This window comes from Paenibacillus sp. 32352 (assembly GCF_002042965.1).
GTDB classification, from domain to species: domain Bacteria; phylum Bacillota; class Bacilli; order Paenibacillales; family NBRC-103111; genus Paenibacillus_S; species Paenibacillus_S vulneris.
In genome coordinates this window covers 359,732-385,766 of record NZ_MZNT01000003.1, presented here as the reverse complement: position 1 = coordinate 385,766, position 26,035 = coordinate 359,732, and the positions used below count along the sequence as shown (strand labels likewise).

At 50.7% G+C, this 26,035-nt stretch carries 16 protein-coding genes; all 16 read right to left on the bottom strand.

Annotated elements, in window-relative coordinates; genetic code table 11:
• Positions 1–55: 55 nt before the first annotated feature.
• Entirely contained in the window at positions 56–3,535 is a 3,480-nt protein-coding gene (locus B1728_RS09410) for a response regulator (RefSeq protein ID WP_079909937.1), read from the bottom strand.
• Between the two features lie 53 nt (positions 3,536–3,588).
• Positions 3,589–4,308 (bottom strand): response regulator transcription factor, encoded by a 720-nt coding sequence (locus B1728_RS09405; protein WP_079909936.1) that lies wholly within the window; start codon positions 4,306–4,308, stop codon positions 3,589–3,591.
• Positions 4,309–4,678: 370 nt separating this feature from the next.
• On the bottom strand, positions 4,679–5,656 hold the full coding sequence (locus tag B1728_RS09400; RefSeq protein WP_079909935.1) for an ROK family protein: 978 nt from the start codon (positions 5,654–5,656) through the stop codon (positions 4,679–4,681).
• Between the two features lie 30 nt (positions 5,657–5,686).
• Positions 5,687–6,481 carry a DeoR/GlpR family DNA-binding transcription regulator gene (locus tag B1728_RS09395; RefSeq protein WP_079909934.1) on the bottom strand — a complete coding sequence of 265 codons (795 nt, stop codon included), beginning with the start codon at positions 6,479–6,481 and terminating at the stop codon, positions 5,687–5,689.
• A 198-nt stretch (positions 6,482–6,679) separates the two neighbouring features.
• The gene (locus tag B1728_RS09390) at positions 6,680–8,023 is read right to left on the bottom strand and encodes a hypothetical protein (protein ID WP_079909933.1); all 1,344 of its coding nucleotides are present in this window, start codon (positions 8,021–8,023) and stop codon (positions 6,680–6,682) included.
• Between the two features lie 130 nt (positions 8,024–8,153).
• Positions 8,154–8,585, bottom strand: a complete 432-nt coding sequence (locus tag B1728_RS09385; RefSeq protein ID WP_179135956.1) for a MarR family winged helix-turn-helix transcriptional regulator — start codon at positions 8,583–8,585, stop codon at positions 8,154–8,156.
• A gap of 74 nt (positions 8,586–8,659) precedes the next feature.
• On the bottom strand, positions 8,660–10,420 hold the full coding sequence (locus B1728_RS09380; RefSeq protein WP_079909931.1) for a hypothetical protein: 1,761 nt from the start codon (positions 10,418–10,420) through the stop codon (positions 8,660–8,662).
• 40 nt (positions 10,421–10,460) lie between these two features.
• Positions 10,461–12,107: a DHA2 family efflux MFS transporter permease subunit gene (locus B1728_RS09375; RefSeq protein ID WP_079909930.1), complete on the bottom strand. Its 1,647-nt coding sequence runs from the start codon at positions 12,105–12,107 to the stop codon at positions 10,461–10,463.
• Positions 12,108–12,118: 11 nt separating this feature from the next.
• Positions 12,119–13,438: an efflux RND transporter periplasmic adaptor subunit gene (locus B1728_RS09370; protein ID WP_079909929.1), complete on the bottom strand. Its 1,320-nt coding sequence runs from the start codon at positions 13,436–13,438 to the stop codon at positions 12,119–12,121.
• 12 nt (positions 13,439–13,450) lie between these two features.
• Positions 13,451–14,107: an HlyD family efflux transporter periplasmic adaptor subunit gene (locus tag B1728_RS09365; RefSeq protein WP_079909928.1), complete on the bottom strand. Its 657-nt coding sequence runs from the start codon at positions 14,105–14,107 to the stop codon at positions 13,451–13,453.
• Complete coding sequence (locus B1728_RS09360) at positions 14,104–14,541, bottom strand: MarR family winged helix-turn-helix transcriptional regulator (protein WP_079909927.1); 438 nt, start codon at positions 14,539–14,541, stop codon at positions 14,104–14,106. The genes B1728_RS09365 and B1728_RS09360 overlap by 4 nt, the downstream gene beginning before the upstream one ends.
• Positions 14,542–14,943: 402 nt before the next feature.
• Positions 14,944–20,697 carry a WIAG-tail domain gene (locus B1728_RS09355; protein ID WP_079909926.1) on the bottom strand — a complete coding sequence of 1,918 codons (5,754 nt, stop codon included), beginning with the start codon at positions 20,695–20,697 and terminating at the stop codon, positions 14,944–14,946.
• A 170-nt stretch (positions 20,698–20,867) separates the two neighbouring features.
• Positions 20,868–22,253 carry a UDP-N-acetylmuramoyl-tripeptide--D-alanyl-D-alanine ligase gene (locus tag B1728_RS09350; RefSeq protein WP_079909925.1) on the bottom strand — a complete coding sequence of 462 codons (1,386 nt, stop codon included), beginning with the start codon at positions 22,251–22,253 and terminating at the stop codon, positions 20,868–20,870.
• Positions 22,250–23,773: a UDP-N-acetylmuramoyl-L-alanyl-D-glutamate--2,6-diaminopimelate ligase gene (locus tag B1728_RS09345; protein ID WP_079909924.1), complete on the bottom strand. Its 1,524-nt coding sequence runs from the start codon at positions 23,771–23,773 to the stop codon at positions 22,250–22,252. The genes B1728_RS09350 and B1728_RS09345 overlap by 4 nt, the downstream gene beginning before the upstream one ends.
• A gap of 148 nt (positions 23,774–23,921) precedes the next feature.
• Positions 23,922–24,824, bottom strand: a complete 903-nt coding sequence (locus B1728_RS09340) for an aminoglycoside phosphotransferase family protein (RefSeq protein ID WP_079909923.1) — start codon at positions 24,822–24,824, stop codon at positions 23,922–23,924.
• A 14-nt stretch (positions 24,825–24,838) separates the two neighbouring features.
• On the bottom strand, positions 24,839–25,840 hold the full coding sequence (locus B1728_RS09335) for a phosphotransferase (RefSeq protein WP_079909922.1): 1,002 nt from the start codon (positions 25,838–25,840) through the stop codon (positions 24,839–24,841).
• Between the last annotated feature and the right edge of the window lie 195 nt (positions 25,841–26,035).

Here is a 26,035-nt window from a genome sequence, read left to right as displayed (position 1 = left end):
CCTTAGCCCCTACAAAGTAGAGGCTAAGAGTGAACTAAGAGTAAGGAAAGTCACGCTAAGGGCCATCAGGAGAATGAAGCGTTGAATGAACGGAGACAAGCAACTGCTTCAAGCTGCTCTCGACCTCCTCCATAGCCTTCTTAAGCGATAGAGGATCAACATCGCCTGTTGCCAGCAGCACGGTTTCCAGCCTGCCTGCGGCAGTCTCCAACTGCCCTGCGGCAAGATTGCCCGCAGCCCCTTTGAGCGTATGAACAAGCCGCAGCGCTTCGTTGTCTCTACCCTGTTCCACCGCCTGCTGAAACTGGGTATGAAAATCGACATAATCCCGCTCGAACGTTTTTAACATCTGTATAAATATAGAAAGCTTGCCGTTCAACCGGTTGATGACTTTTCTCACGTCAATTCCTTCCACGCTAGGTAAGGCGGATTCCGCCTCCTGACCGGAATAAGGACGGCGCTCTGAAGGCCGGCCGGACTCTCTGAGCCATTTGCGAAGCGTTGCAAACATGGCCTCGGGTTCAAGCGGCTTCGTAATAATATCGTTCATTCCAAGCCGAACATAGTGCTCATGGTCATTCCGCATGACGTTGGCTGTCATTGCAATAATCGGAATGTGATCATAACGGGGGCTGCGGCGAATCATCTCCGTCGTTTCGCAGCCATCCATCTCCGGCATATGAATATCCATCAGTACAAGGTCCCAGTCGGATTCCTCAAGCTTGATCATAGCTTCCTTTCCGTTGCCGGCAATTTCCACCACATAACCATGCTGCTGCAGCATCTCGCAGGCGACCTGCTGATTAATCTCATGGTCTTCCACCAACAAGATTCGCTTCGCTTTGGGCAATAGCGGCTTGTGCTCCAATGGCCCTAACGTTGCCTCCTGATGATCGACAGTGGCAGCAAAGCGGGTCAACGACGCCTCCAGGGTTCGGAACAGCTCCGGCCGGGTGAACGGCTTCAAAATAATCCCGTCAGGCCGATCCTCTTCCGGCATCCCCAGCATCTCTTCCCTGCCGAATACGGTCGTCATGGCTAAGGTAATGATCCCTGCATCCGAAGCTGCCTTGTGAAAACCTCTCCATGTCTCCTGCCCGTACATATCCGGCATCTCCATATCCATAATAGCAATATGGCATCCAGTTTCCTGCGGGTTGTCCCGCTGCAGTCTCGCATACGCTTCCTTCCATGAAGGAATGAAATAAGGCTTCATACCGAAGGATAGAAGCATGCCGCACATATGCTCCCGCATGGCCGGGCTGTCCTCGACAACCCATACTACTGGCTCCCCGGCATGGGCAAGTCTGTATTGGGCCATACCGGACTGCTTGGATCGTTTGAAACGCACTGTAAAATGGAACGAGCTTCCGACGCCGAATTCGCTATCCACCTCCAGCGTTCCTCCCATTTTCTCGATTAAATAGCTGGATATAACCAGGCCGAGGCCCGTTCCGCCATATTTTCGACTGGTAGACCCGTCCGCCTGAGTAAAGGGCTCAAACAAATGGTCGAGCTGCTCCTTAGTGATGCCAATACCGGTATCATTCACACTAAATCTCAACTGCACCGAATCCGGAAGCTCCTCCAGGATCTCAATGCGTACCGTAACGTGGCCTCTGGGAGTAAATTTTACGGCGTTGCTGCATAAATTCAGCAGCACCTGCTCCAGGCGAAGCGGGTCGCCTATGAGTCCGTTAGGCATTCGCTCCGGTGTTTCCATAATCAGCTCAAACTGCTCTTTGCCGCCCAGAAACACGCTTATCGTCTCCGACAGCTTCTGAATGCAGTCTTCCGGGTGAAAAATGGTTTGATCCAGCTCGAATTTTCCTGCCTCCATTTTGGAAAAATCCAGGATATCATTAATGATCCGCAGCAGAGTTTGAGCCGAGTTGGTTATATTTCGCAAATAATCGTTCTGAATATCATTCAATTCCGTTTTTTGCATCAGCTGGGACAGCCCGATAATTCCGTTGAGCGGGGTTCGAATTTCGTGGCTCATCCGGGCGAGAAACGCGCCTTTGGCCGAATCCGCTTCCTCCGCCGCCAGCTTTGCCTGCAAGAGCTCCTCCCGCATCCGGACCTGTTCGGTTATATCCCGGGAAATCGCGACAACACCGATAAAACGCCCTTCACGGTCCCTGACTCCGTTAGAGTTATGAGATACGGCGACACGGGAGCCGTCCTTGCGGATAAAATACCAATCCCGGTCATAGGAAAATTGTATATTTCTTAGCTCTCTAAACACCGAGAGGTCAGGGGGCACGGGCCGTCCGAGTCGTTTCGTCAGCTGCACGGACAGCTCCTTGATCTGCTCCGGATCATGAAACAATAGAGGGGTTTCTTTGTTCAGAACCTCTTCCGCCGTATAACCCAGCAGCTTCTCGGCCGATTTGCTGAAATAGTTAATTTTATAATTTGAATCCAACGAGATGATAGCAAAATCATTCTGATTAATAATAGCCTCCAGTCGTTCGAACATGCCCTTCAGCTGGACCATCATCCCGTTGACCGACCGGGCCAGAGTGCTGATTTCATCCTCATTGTCGATCTCGATAGGAGGAATATCAAATTGCCCTTCGGCGGCCTTGGCCGTGACGGAAGTAATTTCTCTGATCCGCGTTATTTCGCGATTGAACAGCACGGTAATGAGCCACAGCATGACAATCTCCAACACCATAATGGTGAGCACCGTTTTGACCAGCAGCGCATTAAGCGGTTTCTCAAATTCCTGAATGGGGACCTGAAGCACCATGTGCCAGGGCGTGCCCAAGATGGAGGAATAAAAGATCAGCTGCTCCTCCGTGCCTTTAACCGTCTCAGAATAACCGTATTCGTTGGTCAGTATCTCGCTCATGATTTCCTTCAAAGGGGAGTCGGCATGTCTAATATTGGCATATCCCTGCATCCAGGCGTCCGGATGATAAATAATCGTTCCATCCCGGGTAAACATCATGATCGTATCCGCACTCCCGACTCTAAAGTCGGTATGAAGCTTAAGGGAAGATTCCACCGACATTAGGGCACTCAAGATACCTATCATCTGTTCGTCATCCCCGTAGACCGGTACTTGAAGCGTAAACATCATACCGCCGCCCGGCGGGGATCCCCGAAATACATCCGATACTGCGCTGCTCCCCTGGATCACCTTCTGGAAGGTTGAGGTAGAGCTTATGTTCATCACCTCTCCCGAAGTTAAGGTCAGCGAACCGTCGAGCCCGGCAAAGCCAAGATCGTAAAACACGCCCTTCGACCGCTCGACTTCCTTTCGTAAATAATCCATTCGTTCTGACGGGCTTCCATCCCGTATTTGATTCGTTCTGCTCATTACCTCGACTTCCGCCAGCTTGGTTTCGATCCAGGCAGACAAATTATAGGACCGGGACAGCACCTTGGCCGTGGCATTTTGCTGAAGCGCGTTCACAATTTGCTGCTTTGCGGTTCTGTAGCTGCTGATCCCTATGAATAATAAAGAGATACTTGTTATTATGGAAACAAGAATCATCATTTTGTTTCGAATCGATAAACGTCTCATGAGCGCTCCTTTTGCCGGATAGAATGTAAAACAAAAACCCCTAAGGAGGTTCCTTAAGAGTTGCCCATATACTTATACCCGATCCCCCACACGGTCTTGATCAATTTGGGCTCCTTCGGGTCCTGCTCAATTTTTTTACGCAAGTTGGCAATGTGTACGTCGATAGAGCGGTCGTTCACAAAGGAATCAATCCCTCTTAAAGCATTGATCAGCTCATCCCTGCTGAATACCTTTTCCTTGTTCGCAACAAAAAGCTTCATGATCTCAAATTCGGAATAGGTCGTCTCGACAAAGGCGCCGTTCACATAGATTGCTCTGCGCTCATGATCCATCGTTACCGGCTCCCCGTCCTCATACACCGCCCCTGCTGCAATCGCATGAACCGTGTCCATATCCGGCTGATGATACTGCATATGAGAGCGCCGGATTAATGCCGCTACCCTGGCGGTCAGTTCCCTCATGCTGAACGGCTTGCATAAATAGTCGTCCGCTCCCGCCACCAGGGCGTCTACCCGATCCAAAACCTCCGTTTTCATGGATACGGCCAATATAGGTACGGTGGATACCTTGCGCACCTCCAGGCACAGCTCGATGCCGCTGATGTCCGGAAGCATGATATCCAATATGACAAGATCAGGAAGAAACCGTTCTAGAAAGAGCAAACCTTCCTTGCCGCTCTCCGCTCTTTCTACGGAGTACCCTTCTTCGGATAAATACATCGTCGACATTTCGCCGACCATTGGATCGTCTTCAATAACCAAAACCTTGTACATCCACGGGCCTCCTATAAACAAACTGTTAAAAAAGTGTTAGGAAAATCAGCATTATTTTAATGACAGCTTTATATTTAATACACTCTTTTTTCGTATGATTTAGTTTTGCTGCTATATACCTTCTAGCACTACTACTAATATACTATATTAAGGAAATTTTCGTCTATTGCTGTTTAGAAATTGTGAAAAAAATGTTTATCGAAGTAGTTTCGAAGTTGTGCGATCGCGGTTAGCGGTTATTTTTGTCGCCAATAGGAAACACGTTCCCTTCCATTGCCTTCGGTGAACTTAAGTTTCCTATGTGGTGAAAAAAATGTACACAGCAAAAAAAGCCAAGGCTTATGCCAAGGCTTCTTATGATAGAGTAGGATTACACTGTGCTTGCCTGCTTAAGCCGCTGTCCGGCTGCCATAGCGCTTCCGACGATCCCCGCATCATCAATCATTTGCGCCTGCGCGATCGTCAGCCGCTCCCAATATCCCGAATAGACCGAGTTCTGCAGCTGCTCTCGCATCGGTGCGAACAACCGCTCTCCGGCTAATGCAGCTCCCCCGCCGATGACTATCATGTCTGGACTGTACAAAGTAACTGCCGCCGCTAAGCCCTTGCCAAGCAGCCTTCCGGTATAGTTCATAATCTCCACGGCAAGCGGGTCTTCAGCATCATAGGCTTTGGAGACATCCGCTGCGGTGAGGCTTGAGCCCGGATCCGCGTCCATCCACTCTCTCATTACGCTGTCACGGCCGGCCGCAAGCTGATCCTTTGCCTGACGGGCGATCCCGGTTGCGGAAACGACGGTTTCCAGACAACCGTGCAGACCGCAACCGCAGTCATAAGGAATTTCCGGGAAAGGAATATGTCCGAGCTCCCCTGCCATATAACCGCTCCCGTAATACAATTGCCCCTGATTCACCACGGCAGCCGCCAAGCCGGTTCCGATCGTTATGCCCAGTACATGGTCGTAGCCTCTTGCTGCGCCGGCAACAGCCTCACCGTAGACATACATTCTGACGTCGTTATCGATATAGGTGGGTATCCCGGTACGTCTGCGAATTTCTTCGGCTGTCGGCACCTGGGTCCACTTCAAATTGCTGGCGAATAGGGTAATGCCTTTCTCCGGATCTATAAAACCGGGGGTGCCGACACCAATCGCACTCACATCGCTATGAGTGATTCCTGCTGCGGCAAGAAGCTCATTCACCATCCCGCTGATTTTATCAAAGACGTATCCGCTTCCAAGCCCCGCTTCCGTAGGCCGCTTGATTTTATTTAACAGCTTGCCGTCCGAATCGACCAATCCGCATACGATGTTCGTTCCGCCGATATCCATTCCTATCGTGAACCCCATGATCTCTCCCCAATCCCTTCCTTTTATGCTTCAGCTCCGAGAGTCTGCAATATACACTTCAATGCCAGCCTGGTCCAGCGCAGCGGCCAGCTCCGCACTTAAGGGTGCATCCGTTATGCAGCCGTCCAAAGACGACAACGGTACAATACCGAACAAAGACGCCTTCCCAATCTTCGAATGATCGACCACAGCATATGTTTTGACGGACCTCTGGATCAGCAGCCTGGCGATCTGCGCTTCCAGTTCGGAATAGGTGGTCACTCCCTGCTCCAGGGCAAGCCCATCCGCACCCATGAACATTTTACCGAGATTCAAGCCTTCGACTATTTTTTCCGCTAAAGGGCCGCACAGCTCAAAGCTGTTTTTGCGCATAACGCCTCCGGTAAGAACTACCTGCACTCCGTCGCTGTCGGCAAGCTCCATGGCAATATTTACCGCGTTGGTCACGACGGTAATATTCCTTCTCGTCTTGATCTCTTTGGCAATCAAATAAGTCGTCGTTCCGCCTGTAAGGCCTATGACATCGCCTTCCTCGATCAGCGAGGCGGCCTTGGCCGCAATGATTTCCTTCTCTACCCACAGAAGCTGCCTCTTCTCGTGAAAGGAGGCTTCCCGCATTCCGGATATGCCTTCGAATTGCGCACCTCCAATCGTTCGGATAACCGCTTCCGTCTTTACCAAATAATCAAGGTCACGGCGAGCCGTCGCTTCGGAACAGCCGAACTTGTCCATAATATCCTGAATCGTGATTCTTCCCTGCGTTTTCAAAACCGTTAAAATTTTACTGCGTCTTTCTTCGCCCTTGGACAAATCCTGATCGCCCATTTTCCACTTCACTCCAAATGCCAATCTACTTGATGACCATTCCGTTTTGATGGTTATGTCGATAATTATAGGGGTTTAATATGACAATTTCAATCATTTCCTTGATTTCTTCTTTCAAAACCTTCAATTTGAACAGATATAAAAAGCGCAAAGGCTTTTTTGCCTTTGCGCTTCTCATTATTTATAGAGGGGGAAAGATTAATTATTGAAACCAAAATTAACCCAGGTTCTTACTTGTTCAGCTGCTTTAGCTTTTGCTGCTGCCACAACATCGGCATCCGAAGACAATCCGTCAATAAATTGGTTGATAGGTGTCATAAGACGTTCAAACAAATCCATACCGGGAATTCCTGTAGCTGTTGCAAGACTTGCACCTTGATCAACCAGGTCTTGAACTTCATAAGTTTCTTTATCCGCAAGAGTAGCTGCTTCACTAACGATTAATTTCAGTCTTTCATCAACCTTCGAAGTGATGTTGGTCGAAGCTGTATTGCTGCTTCCTGTATAACCTTCTTGGGACAAAATATTGCCGATTTTGGCAGCTGCATCATTTTTCGCTTTAGTTACAAGTTCAGGGTCGATTGCATTTTGATCAGCAGCAGAGTCAATTTCTTTCTGTACGATATTGTTTAGCGCAACGGACAGGTCCGATTGAGTTATCCCTACAGCCTGTGCCAAAGTACGGCCCGATTGAAGTTCTTCCACAACATCATTGTAATTTTTGTCAGCAATGGTAGCTGCATCGCTAATGATAAACGAAATGCGGTTGTTTACTATATCATTAAGGTTCACTTCACTTGATACATTGCTTGTATGGTATCCACCCGGAGTTGTAATAGCCGTACGAAGCTGGCGAAGTGCGTCTTCTTTAGCTTGCCGTACTTTCTCAGGATCAACAGGAATTTGGCCAACCGCACTATCAATAGATGCATACATCAGATCGCGTAAGGAATCGATGAGAACCGCTTGGGTTAGTCCTGAAGCAATTGCTAATGTCGAACCGGATTCCAATTTGGAGTCGATGTTTTCAATATCATCGTTTGCAATTAATGCAACGTCAGCAGCAAGAGAATTCAGGCGTTGTTGAATTACGGCTTTCAAGTTCACACTTGCTTGAGAGTCATTAGGCTGGTAGCCGGGTTGAGATATGGCTTCGCCGATTTGACGAGCCCCCTCCTCACAGATTCTTTGAATTTCCTCGGAAGAAAGACCAGCTGGAGCGTTGCTGTTTACGTACGAATTAAAATTGTTAATCAGTCGATCTCTTAATTCCGATGCAGGCAATCCGGAAGATTCAATCAGCGTTTTGCCCGAGAATAAGTCGGATTCCACATCATCCGTATTTTTGTCTGCCACCCAAGATGTGTAAGTAGCCAGGTTGCGAAGGTAGTTCGCAATAATCGGCGAGCTGGCTGCTGCAGTCTGCTGTACTTCAGCCGCATAAGCCGGTTTTACTTGTGGAGCGTAAGCAAAGCTTCCCAGCAGCAAAGCAGCTGCCACCCCACCTGTAATGGTTTGTTTTGCAAAACGTTTGGTATTCATAGATCTCTCTCCATTCCTTCTATTTCTATATATTTCGTATAGGAAATATTTCTACACGAAATATATCATAATTAAACTTGTTTGTGAATGACCTTTCTGAAAAACTTCGTGAATGTTTTATGAACATCCTTTACAATTTTTTTACGTTCTCCCTAATCCGATGTAACGTATTGCTAAACTGCTTCATTTCATCCAGAGATATTCCTGTCAGCCAGCGGCTGATTACTTCTTTTTCTTTATCCAGCAGCTGCTGCAGCATCTCCTTGCCTGACGGTGTAATGACCAGACAGACGACTCTCCGGTCATCCAAGCTGCGCTCTCTTTGAAGGTATCCGTTATGAATCAGTTTATCGCACAGCAAAGTAACCGCGCTCGACGATAGCGATAAGCATTCCGCCAATTGCGATACCTTTAACGATCCGTAAAATTCAATAGTTTGAAGAGCACTCACCTGGGAACCGGAAAAACGGCGGTCCACATACTTACCGTAGGAAACCAGTTTTCTCATGATACGCCTGGATGTCTCTTCCATTTGCTCCAGTACTGCTTGTTCTGTCTCCATTTCTGGGCTCCTCTTCATACCATCAATGTAAATCCCGCGCCTCCATCAACTGGAAACGCGGGACAAGTCTCAACTTATTTAAATACAGCGACCAGACGTTTGGCTTCGCCGAACTCGGTTTGAATGGCTTCGTACATTTGGATGGTCAGGTTGGTATCCTGATAATCCGAACGTACTTTATTAAAGTCTACGATCACTTCGCCGGATACCAATTTGTTGATACCGCCGCTGTCTGTAAACGCCAAATCGTTTTCTGCCAAAGTACGGCCTGCGGAATCGACCAGGGCTACCTTCATTTTGGAGAAATCTTGATCGACTACGACATTGTCCGTTTGCTTGATATCCAAGTTCATTTTCAGCTTGTAGCCGTAGGTGACTTGAGGCATCGTAGCTGTCGCCAGGTTCGTATAAGCTTGGATATTCCAGCTATCCACCTTCACTTGGAACGGATAGAAGGACAGGACATCCTCAGGCTGAGCGAGCGGCTGCATTGTCACGTTCAAGGCTGCAATAGCCGATTTGTACGGAGCTGCCGTTTGCGTATCGGAAAGCTTAAGAACCATCGTTTGTCCCTCTTCTGTGTTCGGAACGATGAAGGAGTAGCTTACGATGTGGGACAGCTTAGGCATAAGCTGCTTCGGCGGATTGATTTGTCTGCTGCCAGCGTAGCTTACTCCCTGAGCGGTGTTCAACTCGGCCCCAAATGCCGGTACAGGAATTGGAGAATCGCTGTTATTCGTTAACTTGAATTTGGCAATGGCCGTTTTGTAGCCGATGCCCTGGTTTTCATGCATGGTCAGCTCAACCAAGGAAACATCGACATCGGAATTGACCGCTTTGCTCAGCGTATCGAATGCGATTTTCGTGTTATAGGTATAATTGAACGGCTGCAGGGCGGACGGTACTTTGCCGCCTTCCGGCAGCACGATTTGAATACGTCCGACCGTATAGCTGACGGCTGTGCTTTGTCCTTTGGCGTCGGTCTGTACAAAGCTTTCCGGCGTCAGAACATTGATCGTCTTCAAGATCGTATCTTGATTGGTTTCAATAGCATAATGAACGTATTTCTTCTCATTTGGTTCCACTGTCACTTTGGTCTGTTCAACCTGTTTCCCCTGGAAGGAGGAGGTTCCGTCTTTCCCTTCCAATACTAGGTCAGGGACCGTCACGGTAGAGGCGCCTTTGTTCTCAACCATCAGCTTAACGACATAAGCTGTTTTTTGGCCATTATTTTGTTTATCCATATCGACAGGAGTATAAGTCAAAGGAAGATTGCTGGATGCTATGGTGAAGGCGTCGCCCCAATTTTTGATTGCGGACGGATCGGTAATCACCGCATCGGCGCCTGCCCAGCTTAATCCGGAAATAGGAACCGCCAGGACCGTCGTTTCCGTTTTAGGGTATACATTCCAGTCCACGTCGACCCATTGCAGCTCAGATAAGCCGACGGCATCTTTGTTGTCGAGCTTAATCATGTAGCTCAGCTCGGCTTCCGAATTAGGAAGTGCCGAGTGGACATTCGTGGAGCTGCCCACCAATGTATATACGGTACCGTCTTCCGTTTTGACGCGAAGCTCGTAATCCGGTACACGCTTGGAAACGGAGCTGTCATTTTTCAGATTGACAACGACCCCGATATTGACGCCGTCCGATGTTTTCTCGTTCAGCACGCTTTTGACCTGTACGCGAAGCGAATCGGTCAGCTGCTGATAGACAGGCGCATTCACGACGGAGACTTGACCCGCTTCATCGGCCCATACGGAAGCAATAGGCATCGATGCTGTGGACATAACTAAGGTGAACGCCAATGCTGTTTTTCCCCATACGTTTTTCATTGATTGTTTCCTCCAGAATTTTGCTAAATTTAAGTAATGATTAAGCTTTGACAGGTTCTGCTTGAATCGCCGCTGAAGCCGGCTTGCCGGATGACGCTTCTTCCGGAGCTTTAGCCGGAGCAGACTGCTCTTGAGTCTTCTTCTTGTCTCTTAGTAAAAAGACTAGCGGAATGCATATAAATGCCGGAATTGCCGAAATATAGAAGGTATCTGCAATACCTCGAACCAAGGCTTCCTTCTGAATGAAGCCGGCAATATAGGTCAACGCGGTGCCGCTGGCCGTTGCCGAATCCACTCCGCCCTGTGTTAACGCGCCGGAGAGCATGGAAACCACACTGCTGGCCGCCTCCGAAGTGCTCGGAACGTTCTCGGAAATCCGGAAATTATGAAACGTTTGGCGTGTGCTCATAATGGTAGTCAATATCGCGATCCCCATGGATGACATAACCTGACGGAATACGTTGGATAACGGGGATGCGTTATTGATCTGTTCTTTAGGCACAGCTCCCATACCTACTGTCGAAATAGGCATCATGCAAAGACCGATACCGAGTCCGCGGATCGTTAGCAATACGTTAATCCATATATGCGCCGTATCGGCGGTCAGCCTATGAAGCTCATAGGTGGTAACACCAAGAATCAACAGACCTACAATACCCAGCGGCAAAATACCGAGCTTCGTCAGCAGCTTACCGCTGATGGGCATCATCAATGCCATCGCAACCGATTGCGGAAGCAATAGAATCCCCGAGTCCATGGCCGTCATCCCCTGAACGTTCTGCAGGTAAATCGGCATCAGAAACGTACCGCCCATCATGGCCATCATGACAAGACCCGATGTCAGCGTACTCGCCGAGAATTTAAGATTTTTAAATATTCTTAAATCCAGCAGCGGCTGATCTGTAGTCAATTCAACCCAAAGGAGCAGCGCCAGGCTCACAGCGGAAATATAGAACAAACTGACAATATAAAGCGAAGTCCAGCCTTCCGTTTGGCCTTTACTGAGTGCCAGCAGAAGCGTTCCGAAGAAGGTGACCGAAAAGACAGCTCCCCATATATCGAACTTCAGCTTCGGATTCGTCGGGCTTTCCCTCAATAATACATAACATGCGATAGCTGCAATAATGCCGATCGGCACATTAAGAAAGAACAGCGTTCTCCAGCTGTAATACTGAACCAGATAGCCCCCGAGAGTCGGACCGAGCGCAGGGGCAACCATGGCGGCGACCCCCCAGATTCCCATTGCAAGGCCGATCTGATGCCGTGGAACAATCGTATACATGACCGTCATCCCGACAGGCATGATGAAGCCGCCGGTCAAGCCTTGAAAGATCCGGAAAGCGATCAAGCTCGAATCATTCCATGCGACTCCGCACAGGAACGATCCGATCGTAAAGCCTATAACGGAAATAACAAGCAGCTTCTTGCTTCCAAAACGGGCTGACAGGAAGCCGCTCGCCGGGATAACAACGGCCGAAGCCAGCATAAATCCCGTAACCACCCATTGGATCGTCGTCGTGGGAACTCCGAATACGGTAGACAGCTTAGGCAGGGCTACGTTGACCAAGCTGCTGCTGAGCACCGATACGAAGGTTGCCAGAATAATAGCGATCAGCGGCAGCCAGAAGCTGGCTTCTTGGTTCTGATCCGCTAGAGGAGCTTGTGTGTGTTGAGACTTTTCAGCCACGGTAATGCCCCCTATTCCACTTTCACCTTACTGCCGTCCGCCAATTGATCTGTTGGATTGATGATAATTTGTGCATTCGCCTTTAGGGTTGCATTATCTTTTACATAAACCCAATCCGCATTTTTGTCGGTTGTATTCACTTCAACCAGCTTGGCTGTACCGTCTTGAACAGCGTAGACGAAGGTTTTGTTATCTTTTTTAATCAGAGCCGATTTCGGAACTTCCAGGCCGTTCTTTTGCTCGGTATCCTTCATGTGAACTTCAGCCAGCATTCCCGCCATCAGCAAGCCTTCGGTGTTATCGATGGTTACTTTCACAGGGAACGTTGTACTGTTGGCGTTCGATACAGGACTTACAAAAGAAATTTTGCCTGCGAACGATTTATTAGGCACATTGGCAACCTTCACTTCGACGTCGGACCCGGATTTCATTTTGCCGATTTGCGCTTCGGGAACGCTTAGTTCCACTTGAACCGGGTTCATTTTAACGACCGTAAGCAGGGCTACGCCCGGCTGAGCCATTTCCCCAGGCTGAATGCTGCGCTTGACAACAATGCCGTCGATAGGCGAAGAAATGGTGGCATTCGCCAATGCGCTGTTAGCCAGCTCCACGCCGGCACTTGTGCGGTTCACGTCCGCTTGCAGCGCTTCAATCGTATTGCCGGTAGCGCCGCTTTTGGCCAGATCCAGCTTGGATTGGGCGGCAGATACCTGCGCTTGCGCCGCAGCTTGCTGGGCTACGGTTTGATCGTAGGCCGCTTTTGATTTTTCGTAATCGAACGTCCCTTTATCCATATCCTCTTTAGTAACGGTATTAGTGCTGTCGTACATATTTCTTAGCCGATTATATGTTTTTTGCGATAAGTCGAAGGCCGCTTTAGCCTGGTCAACAGCCGCATTCACCTGCTCGAGAGAAGCTTGGGCTGCCTGCACGGCACTTTCGAGCCCTTGAATCTCTTGCGTTCTGGCGCCTGCCTGCGTATCGGCGAGCTTTGCCTGGGATGCGACCAGAGCCGCTTCAGCTTGCTTGACCTGCTGCGTCAAATCGTCGGTTTCCAGTTGGACAAGCACGTCGCCTTTTTTGACAACGGCTCCCTCGTCTACCGTAACGTTCGCTACCTTGCCGCTGCCTTTGGAAACCACCTTAACCTCTTGGTCAGGAATAATTTTGCCGCTCAATCCGGAATCCACGTTCTGGCCCAGTTTGATCGCTTTAACCGATATTTCTTGAGCCGCATTGGCCTTGCCGTTAACATCCCCGCATCCAGGAAGTGCAAATGCAACGGCTAATGAAAGGATCGCCGGGATCCATGTCATCTGTTTTTTTCTCATGGCTGATTTCCCTTACCCCTTCAAATGAATTTTAATAGTAGTACTCATACCCGGAGCTAACGAGAGTCCATCCTGGCTGTCGATGGAAATCTTGATCGGTATGCGCTGGGTTACCTTGGTAAAGTTCCCGCTGGTGTTTGTAGCAGGCAGAAGGGAGAAGGTGGCTGCTGTCGCTTCACCGATTTCTTTAACCTTTCCTGTCAATTTGGCCCCAGGGAAAGTATCAACCGTGAATTCAACCGTTTGCCCGACCTTCACTCGGTTAATATCTCCTTCTTCAATGTTCGCTGAAATGTACAAGTCTTTTTTGTTAACGATCATAGCGACCGTTTGTCCTGGAGACACTACCTCGCCGACCTTCGCATTCGTCTTGATAACCGTTCCTTCGATCGGTGAACGCAATGCGGCCTGATCCAGATTGCTCGTAGCCAGGTTCGTGTTATCCTGCTGGCCGACGATTTGATCGGACAAGACCGTATCTCCTTCATTGATCGCTAGAGAAGTTAATTTGCCGGAAATCCGGGGCATAACGCGATAAATATCGCCTGTAATTCTTGAATCCTCTGTCTTGATAAAATAATGCCCTTGATACCAGTAGGTGTACCCTCCCCCGGCTGCCACGACAACAGCCGCCGCAAGGATGATGGACAAGACTTGTTTCTTCTTCATGTTTTCTCCTCAACCTTCTTCTCTAAATAAGTAGTCAGCAGATCCAAGGACCGAATGATCGTATCCAGCTCCTCCTGATTCAAATCCGCCAACAAATTCTCGTAGAAGCTCTCCTGGAAAAAATGGAGCTTTTCTTTCACTGCTTCGATCTTGCTTGTTCGTCTGATCCAGACGATGCGCCGGTCCGATTCGTCCCGAACCCGTTCAAGCCACCCGTCCCGTTCCAACCGGTCAATAATACCGGAAACCGTGCTGTAAGACAGCTGGGTACATTCCGATATTTGCCCGATCGTTTTACGTTCGAAGTACACTTGACCAATCGTGGCGATTTGAGGAGTCGTCAACCCGATTTCCTTAAGGTCCTTCCCCATCGTAGCATTAAAAATTTTTGTCAGCTTCCGTATAGAATTGCCGATTTGCATAGCTCTGCTCATTTGCCAACCCTCCGACTTATTTCGTAGGCGAAATATTTATACACAAAAATATACCACACCGAAAGAGGTCGAACAAGGTAGGTTTGGGCAATATTCCCTGCGAAAAACCCGAACCTGTCGGCTATTTTTCGATGAGATAGCTGGCTTTTGTGCAAGATTCATGTTGTTTTCGCGACCGGCCCTTCTACACGCTATGTAAGCCCCCTTCCCCGACACATTTTTGTTTCCAGTCCGAAACTATTTCGTACAAGAAATATTTCTATACGAAATAATAACATGGTCGAACTATTTTGAAAAGAATTATTTCTGTGAACATTATATTTCTTCTAGCTTGAAAATATAAAGAAGCCGTTTCAATAAACGGCTCCCATCCCTATCATTATATCGTTACCCGCCAAATCATCAAGCTTTAGTTCCGATTGCAATCCAATTGACAACCCCTAGCAGCTCAGGCGAATACTTGCTTCGAACGACCTGCAGCAACGCGCTATCCTTCCATTTCTCCTGAATGATGGCGTAGCAGGACGGATTCGAGGTCGTAGCAACCAATACATAGCTCTCGTCAGCGAACGCTTCATCAAATTCAATGATTAGATCCACCATTTCCTCCTCCACGCGCATGGCAAAAGAGGTGAGGCCGAAATGCTGCAGCGCAGCGGAACGCCTTCCGGATTGCACAGGCTGGAAGGAAAGCTGCTGCGTAGTGACCGCTCCGTCCGCTATATGCCTTGTCTCGATGGAACCGTCCTGCAGCTGTTCGCTTCCAATGGATTCTATGGCCCTTGGCTCGGAAAAAACCGGCGGCTCATCTTCCTGGAATTCGTTCTCTAGGGCTTCCGCTGCTTCAGGAGCATCGTCTGATTCTAGAGCTTCTTTGACCGTAACGACTTCCACATCCTCCAGAGCTTCTGCCGTTTCCGAGTCTGCCTGAGTCTCCGTTACCGCTGATACCGCGGCGGCTAACCGCTCGATTAATCCGGGCTCCAGGTGAAGCTCGGAAATACTGCCCGGCATGATGTGGTAACCGGAGATGGACTCCTGCTTAATATGCAGTCCATCGACAGAATCATTGCTTAAGTGCTCGGTCCCTACTGCACCCTGGGCAATTTTTTCCCTCGTGACGGAACTGTTCCGGAGATTGGAGCTGGTGACGCTGTCGGATGCCAGATGGCGGTTTTCTACGCTGGCCGGGGCCAGCTTCGATGACGTCACGGATTGATCCTGAAGCTTCGACGATGCCACCGATTGATCCTGCAGCTTCGCCGTTCCTATAGCTTCTACAGCCAGATGCCTGCTCTCTACGGAGCCGACAGCCAGCTTCGTGCTTGTAACTGACACATCCTGCAGATTGTGTGTGCTGACGGCATCTGCCGCAAGCTGCTCATTGCCGACAGAACCTGTCGCCATGTGCTCGAGGGTAACCGATGCCGCGGCCAGCTTCGCGCTAGTGATTAAGCTGTCCTGCAGCTGTTCGGTTCCGACGGCATCAGCGGCGATATGCCCGGCGCTGACGGCACCTTCCGTGATATGCTCCGCAAAGACAGCTCCAGGAGCCAGCTTATCGGCCGTTACAGCGCCTTCCTGTAACTGGTCGCTCCCTACGGCCCCAATTGCGAGATGCTCCGTTCCCACGGCTCCGAGCGCAAGCTTGGAGCCATCAACCGCAGACTCCTGCAGCTGCTCGGCACCTACCGCTCCCACTCCGAGCTCCAGGCTTCCTACAGCTCCGGCAGCGATATGAACAGAAGCGACTGCGCCTGCCGCCAGCTTGGGGCCGGTCACAGCGCCTTCCTGCAAATGTTCCGTTCCCACGGCGTTCTCGCTGAGTTCGGCACTCCCTACGGCTCCTGCCGTAATATGAGCAGCTTCGACGGAACCAATCCCCAGCTTTGCTCTGGTAACAGCCCCTTCCTGCAGATGCTTCGATCCGACGGCTCCTTCACTTATCATGGCGCTGCCGACAGCTCCTGCGCTAATGTGTCTTGATTCTACTGCGAGCGGCGCCAGCTTCTCTCCCGTTACAGCTTTCTCCTGCAGCTGCTCGGCTCCGACGGCTCCTTCGCTCAGCTCCTCGTTGCCGACGGCACCAGCACAGATGTGAATCGATTCTACCGCGTTCGGCGCCAGCTTTGCTCCGGTTACGGATTCGGCCTGCAGCTGTTCGGTTCCCACGGCACCCTCACTAATCTCTTCGTTGCCGACAGCTCCCGCACGGATGTGTACCGATTCTATCGCGTTCAGCGCCAGCTTCTCCCCGGTTACGGATTCGGCCTGCAAATGCTCCGTTCCGACGGCTTCTTCACTCAAATGCTCGCTGTCTACGGCCCCTGCGCTGATGTGCACAGACTCGATTGCATTCACCGCAAGCTTTGCTCCTGTCACGATGCCGTTCTGCAAATGCTCCATCCCGACAGCTTCTTCACCCAATTGCTCGCTGCCTACGGCCCCTCCGCTGATATGCACCGACTCTACCGCGTTAACCGCAAGCTTTGCTCCTGTCACGATGCCATCCTGCAAATGCTCCGTTCCGACAGCTTCTTCATCCAATTGTTCGCTGCCTACGGCCCCTGTGCTGATATGCACCGACTCCACCGCGTTCAACGCAAGCTTTGCTGCTGTCACGATGCCATCCTGCAAATGCTCGGTTCCAACGGCTTCTTCACTCAATTGTTCGCTGCCTACGGCCCCTGTGCTGATATGCACAGACTCCACTGCGTTCACCGCAAGCTTTGCTCCTGTCACGGCACCATCCTGCAAATGCTCCGTTCCGACGGCTTCTTCACTCAATTGTTCGCTGCCTACGGCCCCTGAACTAATATGCACCGATTCCACCGCATTGGATGCGAGCTTCGCTCCGGTTACAGCTCCTTCCTGAAGCTCTCCCGTTCCGACGGCTCCTTCGCCCAGCTCTTCATTGCCGACGGCTCCAGGTGTAATATGAACGGATCCTACTGCGTTTGGTGCAAGCTTCACTCCGGTTACAACAGCATCCTGTATATGCTCCGTTCCTACTGAGCTTTCTGCCAGCTCCTCGCTGCCTACAGCTCCTGCAGTAATGTGGACGGCTTCTACGGCTCCTGCCGCAAGCTTCGAGCCCGTGACGGAACCCCCTTGCAGATGCACTGTGCCGACCGCTTCCGCTCCAAGCTCTTCCGTTCCTACAGCCTCCGGTGCGAGGTGGACTGATACGATCGAACCCGGGGCCAGCTTCGCTGTGGTCACGGAGGCATCCATCAACTGTATGCTGCCGACCGCTCCTTCACTGATGTGTTTGGCTCCAATAGCTCCGTCAGATAGATGCTCCCCGCTTATGATCCCTAATCCCAGCTTGGATGCCGCTACCGATCGCTCCTTCAGGTGGTCCGTCCCCACTGAGCCATGAGACAAATGTCTGCCGCTGACCGCTTCCCAAGCCAGCTTGGAGCCCATAACCGCCCCGTCCTGCAAATGCTCCGTTCCTACTGAGCTATCGGCAAGCGCATCGCTGCCCACGGCGCCTTCCGCCAGGTGATCGGATTTAACGGCTCCCAGAGCCAGCTTGGAGCCTGTTATTGACTGTTCATGGAGATGTCTCGTGCCTACGACGCCTTCGACAAGATGGGTGGACTTCACAGACCCTGCCGCAAGCTTTGCCCCAGTAACGGAATGATCCTGCAGCTGCTCCGTTCCTACCGTCCCTACCGACAAATGTATCGCTTCGACTGAGCCTATCGCCAGCTTGGAGCTCGTTACAGACTGCTCGCGCAAATGCTCGGTCCCAACGATCCCATCGGACAAATGGTCGGATTCTACGGCACCGGCAGCCAGCTTGGAGCTCGTTACCGATTGCTCCTGCAAATGCTCCCTTCCAACGATCCCCTCGGATAAATGCACCGATTCAACTGCACCCCGTGCCAGCTTGGAGCTTGTCACCGACCGATCCTGCAGCTGAACACTGCCGACGGCCGCTTCCGTTATGTGGAAGGTATGAACGGCGCCGCTGCCTAGCTTGGAAGAAGTCACAGCCTGCTCCTGAAGCTGCTCGGTTCCAACTGCCCCTCTGCTCAGCTGCTCATTGCCGACTACCTCATTGCTGAGATGCCTCGTTTCAATCGCCCCGGGTTCCAGCTTGGCGCTTGTCACCGATTGGTCCTGAAGGTGGGCCGTTCCAATGACTCCAGGAACAAGATGGGATGATTTTACGGCTCCGGAAACCAAATGCTCGCTTAACACGGCGTTATCGGCAATCTTTTCCGACGTGACGGCGCGGTCTGACAGCTTCTCCCTCGTAATGGCTTCCGTAGCGATATGGGAAGTCTTGATGGCAGCTTTGGCCACATTCGCGGATTGAACAGAGCCGACCCCCAGATGCTCGCCAAGCACAGCTTCGCGTCCGATTTTCTCGCTGGTTACACTGGAATGAGCTAATTTGGCCGTCGTCACGGACAAATTCGTTAACTTATCCGTAGATACCGATTCGCTTGCAAGCTTAGAGGTCGTTACGCTCTGGTTGGCCATTTGCCCTGTCGTGACGGCTCCTTCCTGGATATGCTGGTGCTGAATCGAACCGAACGCCAGCTTCTCGGAGGTAACTGCCCTGTCTTGAAGCTTCGCCGTAATCACCGATTGATCCTGAAGATGCTCTTTACTAATGGCTTGCACTGCAATATGGCTGGACTGCACCGCCTTCTCAGCCAAATGAGTGCTCCCTACGGCGCCGCCAGACAAATGCTCTGCGGCTACCGCCCTTTTGGCCAGCTTCGGCGAAGTTACCGCCCCGTCTTGCAGCTTCGAAGCATGGATAGAACCGTCGCAAAGCTGTTGAGCTCCTACGCTCTGTTCAGTCAGCTTATCGGCGGTGACTGAGCTATCCGCCAAGTGACGGGTCTCCACCGCTTTGGACTGCAGATGCCTGCTTTCAACTGATTGCTCTTGAAGGTGTGCTCCGGTAACCGATTGTCTGCCGAGTTTCTCGGAAGTAACCGCCCCGTCCTGCAGATGCTCATTCAACACAGACTCGGCTGCCAAATGCTCCGCAGTTACCTGATTTGCCGCTATGTTGCCGCTGCGGATAATTTCACCGGATAAGTGCTCGTGCAAAATGACGGCAGATTGCAGATGCTCCTTCGTGATGCTCCACGGAGCGATCTTATCTTCGGTAATAGAATGGCTTCCCAGCTTCTGTGAAGTGATCTCCCCGTCCGCAATCTTGCTGGCCGTAACCGATTGATCACGAAGCTTCTCCGTCGTTACGGACAGATCCGCCAGCTTAGCCGTATTGACGACATAGTTGGCCAAATTGTTCGTCTGGATGGCTCCACTTTTGATCTTCTCCGAGGTAATCGATTGATTGAGAATCAATTCGCCGGTAATCGCTTCCTCTGCCAAATGCTTCGTATGAATGGACCTCTCGGCAATTTTTATCGCGTCTATGGTCTTATCGGCCAGCTTTTCGGAAGTAATGCTGTTATCCTGGATCTTCTCGCCGCTAATAGCCCTCTCTTGAATCTTATCTCCCGAAATCGCATAAGGAGCAATATGTTCTTCTGTAACAGAGCGAATTCCGAGCTTTTGCTGTGTGACGCTGCGGTCACCAAGCTTAGACGTACTGACCGCGTAATCCGCCAGCTGCTCCTGGCCGATGGTGCCGCGCTTGATTTTGCTCCCGTCTACCGCATTGCGGGCAATTTTCTCCTGTGTTACCGCCTCATCGGCAATATCATCCGTATATACAACCGGATTGTTGGGAGACGCTTGCTTGCGCTGCTGCAGCATCGGCTGCACATTAAGAGGCTTAAATACGGATGATGACTTCACCGCAGGCTCTTGATGACTTGGCTCGTTTTTGGATTCGTTTTTGGGCTCGCTTTTAGATTCACCCCTGGATTCAATTTTGGCATCGTTTTTGGTGTTGACCCTGGAATCGCTTCTGGAAGCACCCGCGGAAGATCTGTCCCCTTGAAGAGTATCGCTATCCAAGAACTTCAGTTCATCTTCTTCTTCATCTTGCAGCGCCACCTGACTGATACTTACATCCCCTGGTTCCCGATGACTCCGTTTGACGACTTTATCCTTCGTCTGTTCCTCATCAAGCCATTTCAGTTCGTTAAAACTGCCGCTCCGCCTGCCGCCTAGCGGGGTGATTTTGGCGGCGTTACGGCCGCTGCGCTTCTTCATTTTGCACTTCCTCCCCGTGATGGTTCACCTGTGAATTGCATTAACAATAGACTTTGGCAACCATAAAGTAGTCTTTTGTAACATATGCATTCACCCAGGAGGAAGTCATTAACCCATACAAAAATAGGCGCAAACCCAGTCACTTCCCGGCTTCCTGTAGGCCGTCGGGCTCAGCCCCCGTCAACCATTGCAATCAATTCCTCCATCTGCATCCCGCGGGAGCCCTTCAGAAAGACTACATCACCCGGTGCAGCAATGAGCCCTATGGCCCTGGCCAAGTCCGATTTTCGTTCAAACGCTTCGACACTGCCGGGAGGGAATGCCCCGGACGCGGCATGTGCTATTTCCGTGGAAAGCTTGCCGAGCGTCAAAACGCAGTCTACTTTGTGCGGATCCAGCAGCTCACCGATTTCCCGGTGAAAATCAATCTCTTGCTCCCCTAAATCCAGCATATCGCCAAGCACCAAGATCTTGCGTCTATACCCTTCCAGCTCATGAAGGTAAGACAAAGCAGCCTTTACGGAGGTCGGACTTGCATTGAACGAATCGTTAATCCAGGTAAAACCCGCTCCCCCTCGGATCACTTCCATTCTCATTCCAGATAAAACCGCATCCCGCAAGCCTCTTTCCGTCCTTTCGGCCGGAACGCCGAAATAATCGGCAACAGCCAATGCGGCTAGCGCATTGGTCACATAGTGCCTTCCGGGTAATCCGATGGTGTATTGTATTTCGGGCCGGGGATGGCAGGTAAAATGCGTCCCCCGGGAGCTCAGGGCTACGGATAGCGGGTAATAATCATTATGCGAACCGGTACCGAATCGAACCGTCCGAACTTCCTTGCCTGATAATTGCCGCTCTGCCGCTGCCCCAAGCATAGGATTGTCCCCGTTATAAACAAGAACGCCCGGCCCCTCCATTCCGTTGCAGATTTCCAGCTTGGCCTGAACGATAGCTTCCCTGGAGCCGAGCTCCGCCAAATGCGACTCGCCGATCAGCGTTATGATCGAAGCTTCCGGTCGGCCTAACCGCGATAATTGATCAATCTCTCCGAGCCCGCTCATCCCCATTTCCAGAACGGCAATCTCCGTATCTTCCTTCAGCTGCAGGAGGGTCAGCGGAACGCCGAAATGATTATTTTTATTGCCGTCAGAATACTCGACCTTGAAAGTCGTTGCCAGCAGCGAAGCAACCCAATCCTTCGTCGTTGTTTTGCCGTTGCTGCCTGTAATGCCCACCGTCCTTACTTTAAGCTGACGGCGGTACTCACCCGCCAACCGGTGCAAGGCGCTTAGCGAGTTATCAACAAGGATGACAGGGAAGTGATCTGGTGGGGACGGGTGATCTGCTTGCCATAGACATGCCGCGGCCCCCCTGCTTATCGCTTCATGAATGTAGTGATGGCCGTCCTTCTCTCTGACGATAGGAATGAACAAGCTGCCCCGCTTCAAAGTTCGCGAATCAATAGACACTCCGGTAATCGCAGTATTCCGGTAATGCTCCGATAACCCCGAACCTTGAACCATCCGTTCTATCTCATTACATTGCCGCTGAATCAATGGCCCTCCCCCTTTTCCTTGCCTCTGCTCCTTCTTTCGCTTAAGGCTTCCAGCACGGCTTTACGGTCGTCAAAGGGCTGTGTCTCGCCCCCAATAACCTGATATTGTTCGTGTCCTTTACCCGCAATGACAACGACATCGCCGTGAGCAGCCCATTGAATGGCCCGGCCAATGCCGTCTTTTCTATCCGCGATCATTTCGTATCGCTCTTCGGCATATCTCGCTTGCTGCAAGCCCTTGCGAATGTCCAGCATAATCGTATCCGGATTCTCGTATCTTGGATTATCCGAGGTCAAGATGATCTTATCCGAGTACCGGGCGGCAATAGCTCCCATAACAGGGCGCTTGGCCCGGTCCCTGTCTCCCCCGCACCCGAAGACAGTAATGAGCCTCCCGCGGGTAAACTCTTTAATCGCTTTCAATGCTTCCTCCAGCCCATCCGGCGTATGCGCGTAGTCCACGAATACGGAGAATGGCTGGCCGGCATCAACGGACTCCAACCTTCCTATGACAGGCTTCATGGTTTTTATCCCTTCGGCTAGCGAGGATAAAGGTATTCCTTCTATTAATAGAGCGGAGAATGCAGCCAGCATATTGTAAACATTAAACAGACCGACCAACGGCAGCCGAACCTGGGCATGGCTCCCTCGGAAGGAAACGGTGCATTCGGTCCCGCCGGCAGTTAATCGGATATCGCTCGCCTTCACATCCGCTTCCTCCCTGATACCGTAAGTGATAATCTGCGCAGCCGTCTGCCTGCGAAAATAATCGGATGCTTCATCATCCGCGTTCAGAACCGCAAATGAAGAGTCAGGCCCTGCCGCATTACCCAGTCTCGCGAAGAAGCGGCCCTTAACCTCCTTATAGGCTTCCATCGTGAGATGGTAATCCAGATGATCCTGCGTCAGATTCGTAAATACAGCCGTTCGGAAACGGGTCCCTATGACTCTTCCCATATCCAATCCCTGGGAGCTTACCTCCATTACACAGAAATCCGCCTGTGCGTCGGCCATTCTTCGAAGGTTGCGCTGCAAATCAGGCGGCTCCTGCGTATTCGTCCCGAACGTCGCCACTTCATCACCGATTCGGGTAACAATACTGCCCATGATGCCGGTATTCAAGCCCTGATCACGAAGGAGATGGTCGATAATATAGCTCGTGGTTGTCTTTCCGTTGGTTCCGGTAATACCGATCACTTTCAATTCGTTGCTCGGATAACCGTAAAAGTATGCCGATAGCACAGCCAAGGCATATCTCGCATTCTTGACATACACACGCGGTATAGCCTTGTCGGCCTCGACTTCCCGCTCCACTACAAATGCAGCCGCTCCTTGGGCAGCTGCGGCGGAGGCATAATGATGACGATCCTCCAAGAAGCCGTCGATGCCGGGAACACAGACAAAAAGATCCCCAGGACGAACCTTTCTGGAGTCCATCTGAATACCGGAAATTATCACCGTACGATCGCCTTCGATATGCAACACATCGAATAAATGGGCCGTTAACTCCTGCAGCTGCATGTCCTAATCCCTCCTATTGGTCGAATAACTCATTGTATTACCATCTTAATCCATTTATTTGCGAACATGCCGAAAATGACGTACCTGTCAGCCATTCATCAGACTGACCGGTTCGCACACTAAAGAGCACCCGATGAGCCATCGGGTGCTAGAGCAATACATCCAAATCCCGGATATACCTTTCGAAGTGCCTTCCGGAAGGAAGAGGCGGGTCCAACCGGTTTAGCGGCTGATTTAGACGAAGCGACCTCACAACCGGGTAAGGAGTCAGGAGCATTAGCCGAAGAAGGAGCCTCTCCTCCTTCGATATCGTTCGCTTGCTGTCGTAATACTCAATCCAGCGAAGCATGCTCCTCGCCTGCCAAGGAAAATTCCTGTGCAGTACATGGGATAAGTCCTGCATACGTAGATGCAGCGACGTGTTTTCAAAATCTATCATTTGAAGCCTGCCTGTGCTATTTATTATCAGATTGGGATAATTATAGTCTCCATGGACAAAAGTGCGCTGCGCTTGCTCCTGTTCAATTGCTCTTACAATTCCCGGCTGCCTTAAATCGGACATGACGATATTGCAAAGCGCAATATAGTGCTCCATTCCCTTGTACGACTGAAGCAGCTGAATATATTCGGCTAACTGCTCCGTTTGCCTGCCGTATCGGATTCTTGATTCTGGCGCTATCCCCTCGGGAAACGCTGCAGCATGCCTGTGGAACTTTGCCAAAGTGCGCACCGTCTTTTTAAAATCTGATCTCGAGGTCATATCAGGATGCCTGCCAATAACCCAATTCGTCAATGTGTAGTGGCCCGATTCCCAAGTATGCCAACAAACCTGATCTTCCGCCGGAAGCACTCTTGGACTTTTGTCAAAGCCGGCTGACTCCAAATATTGGAGAACATGAGTGATGAACCGCATTTCATCCTCTGTAACCTTATAGCCTTTCAAGCACAGATAGCCATGGGATAATGTTTTTAACCGGTATACGTCACGGACTTTTTTTATTCCGGTAATTTGAATGCCATGCCTTGCCTCAAGCTCCGGCCACAGTGACATACAGCTCCGTCCCTTCACCCGTTTTTTACTGCCACCCACTCATCTATCCATCGAATCGCGTTCAACCGGTCCTTCCAGGTTTCCTTCAGAATAGTAAACGTAGGAGAATAGCGTCCGCCCGCAATACTTGGGGTAACGTACAACGCTTCACGCGGTATCCGATATAATGCACTAATCAGTATCCGTTCCAGCGGCTGGAGCGGCTTGATAAATTCATAACCACGCAGAACGGCATCCATCATTGGGATTTGATAATTCGTCGTGTTGAGCAGCAGCTTGACTAATTCCTCGTAAGTAGACCCCCAACCCGACCGATCCCAATCAACCAAATATAACCCATGAGGACATATGACCACGTTGGGTGTCGTCACATCGCCATGGATGATGGAGGGAGCCTGCCGCTCCTCGCGCCACAACGGCTTCATATCATGATTACGAATTCGGGCCCACGCTTCTTCGGTCAATTCCTGGCAATGCCTGCCATGCCTCCGAAACCATCTCCCGATGGAATCACGCCTCAGCTTGACACGTTCGAGCTGTTGATTAAATAAATCATAATGAAGCTTTAGCAGCTTGATCCGGGCACGCGTACTGTTGATTCCGATATCTCCGTCAGGAAGCCCTTTCGTAATCGCATGCAGATGGGCTACGGATTTTCCCAGCTCCTCGTAATCCTGTTCGATGACGAGCTCCCTGCCTTCCACCCACTCCGTCACATAATACCGCTTGCCCTTGTATACTTTCCAGATGGCCCCCCTTTTGGTCAATCGCCATTTAGGCATCTGCGGATAGTTCAGAGCTATCAAATGCCCGATGCTTTTCGTAAGCTGTCTCATATGTCTTTCGGGGGCTATCAAGGGCTTGACATATGGCTTGATCAAGTAGTCTCCCTGTTCTGTTACCGCCCGGAAGGCGACGTTTTTTCTATAAACCGAATCATATGATTCCAACCTTTGTATCTGCAGGTCATAGCTGCGTGCCAGCCTTCGGAACGTCTTGCCAATTCGTATGTCCATGTCCCCATGTTCACTCCAAATCTATACAAACGATGATACGTTATTGTATTCCTGCTGAGCCGGACAGCAACGGGCAGCTGACTAGTAGGGCTAGTAATTCATCATGGAAATAACCGATCGGAAATACGATTGAATGTCTTTTTTAAAGATCACTCCATTCCGCCGTAGAAAAAAAGAGCTTGCAAGGCCGCAGCC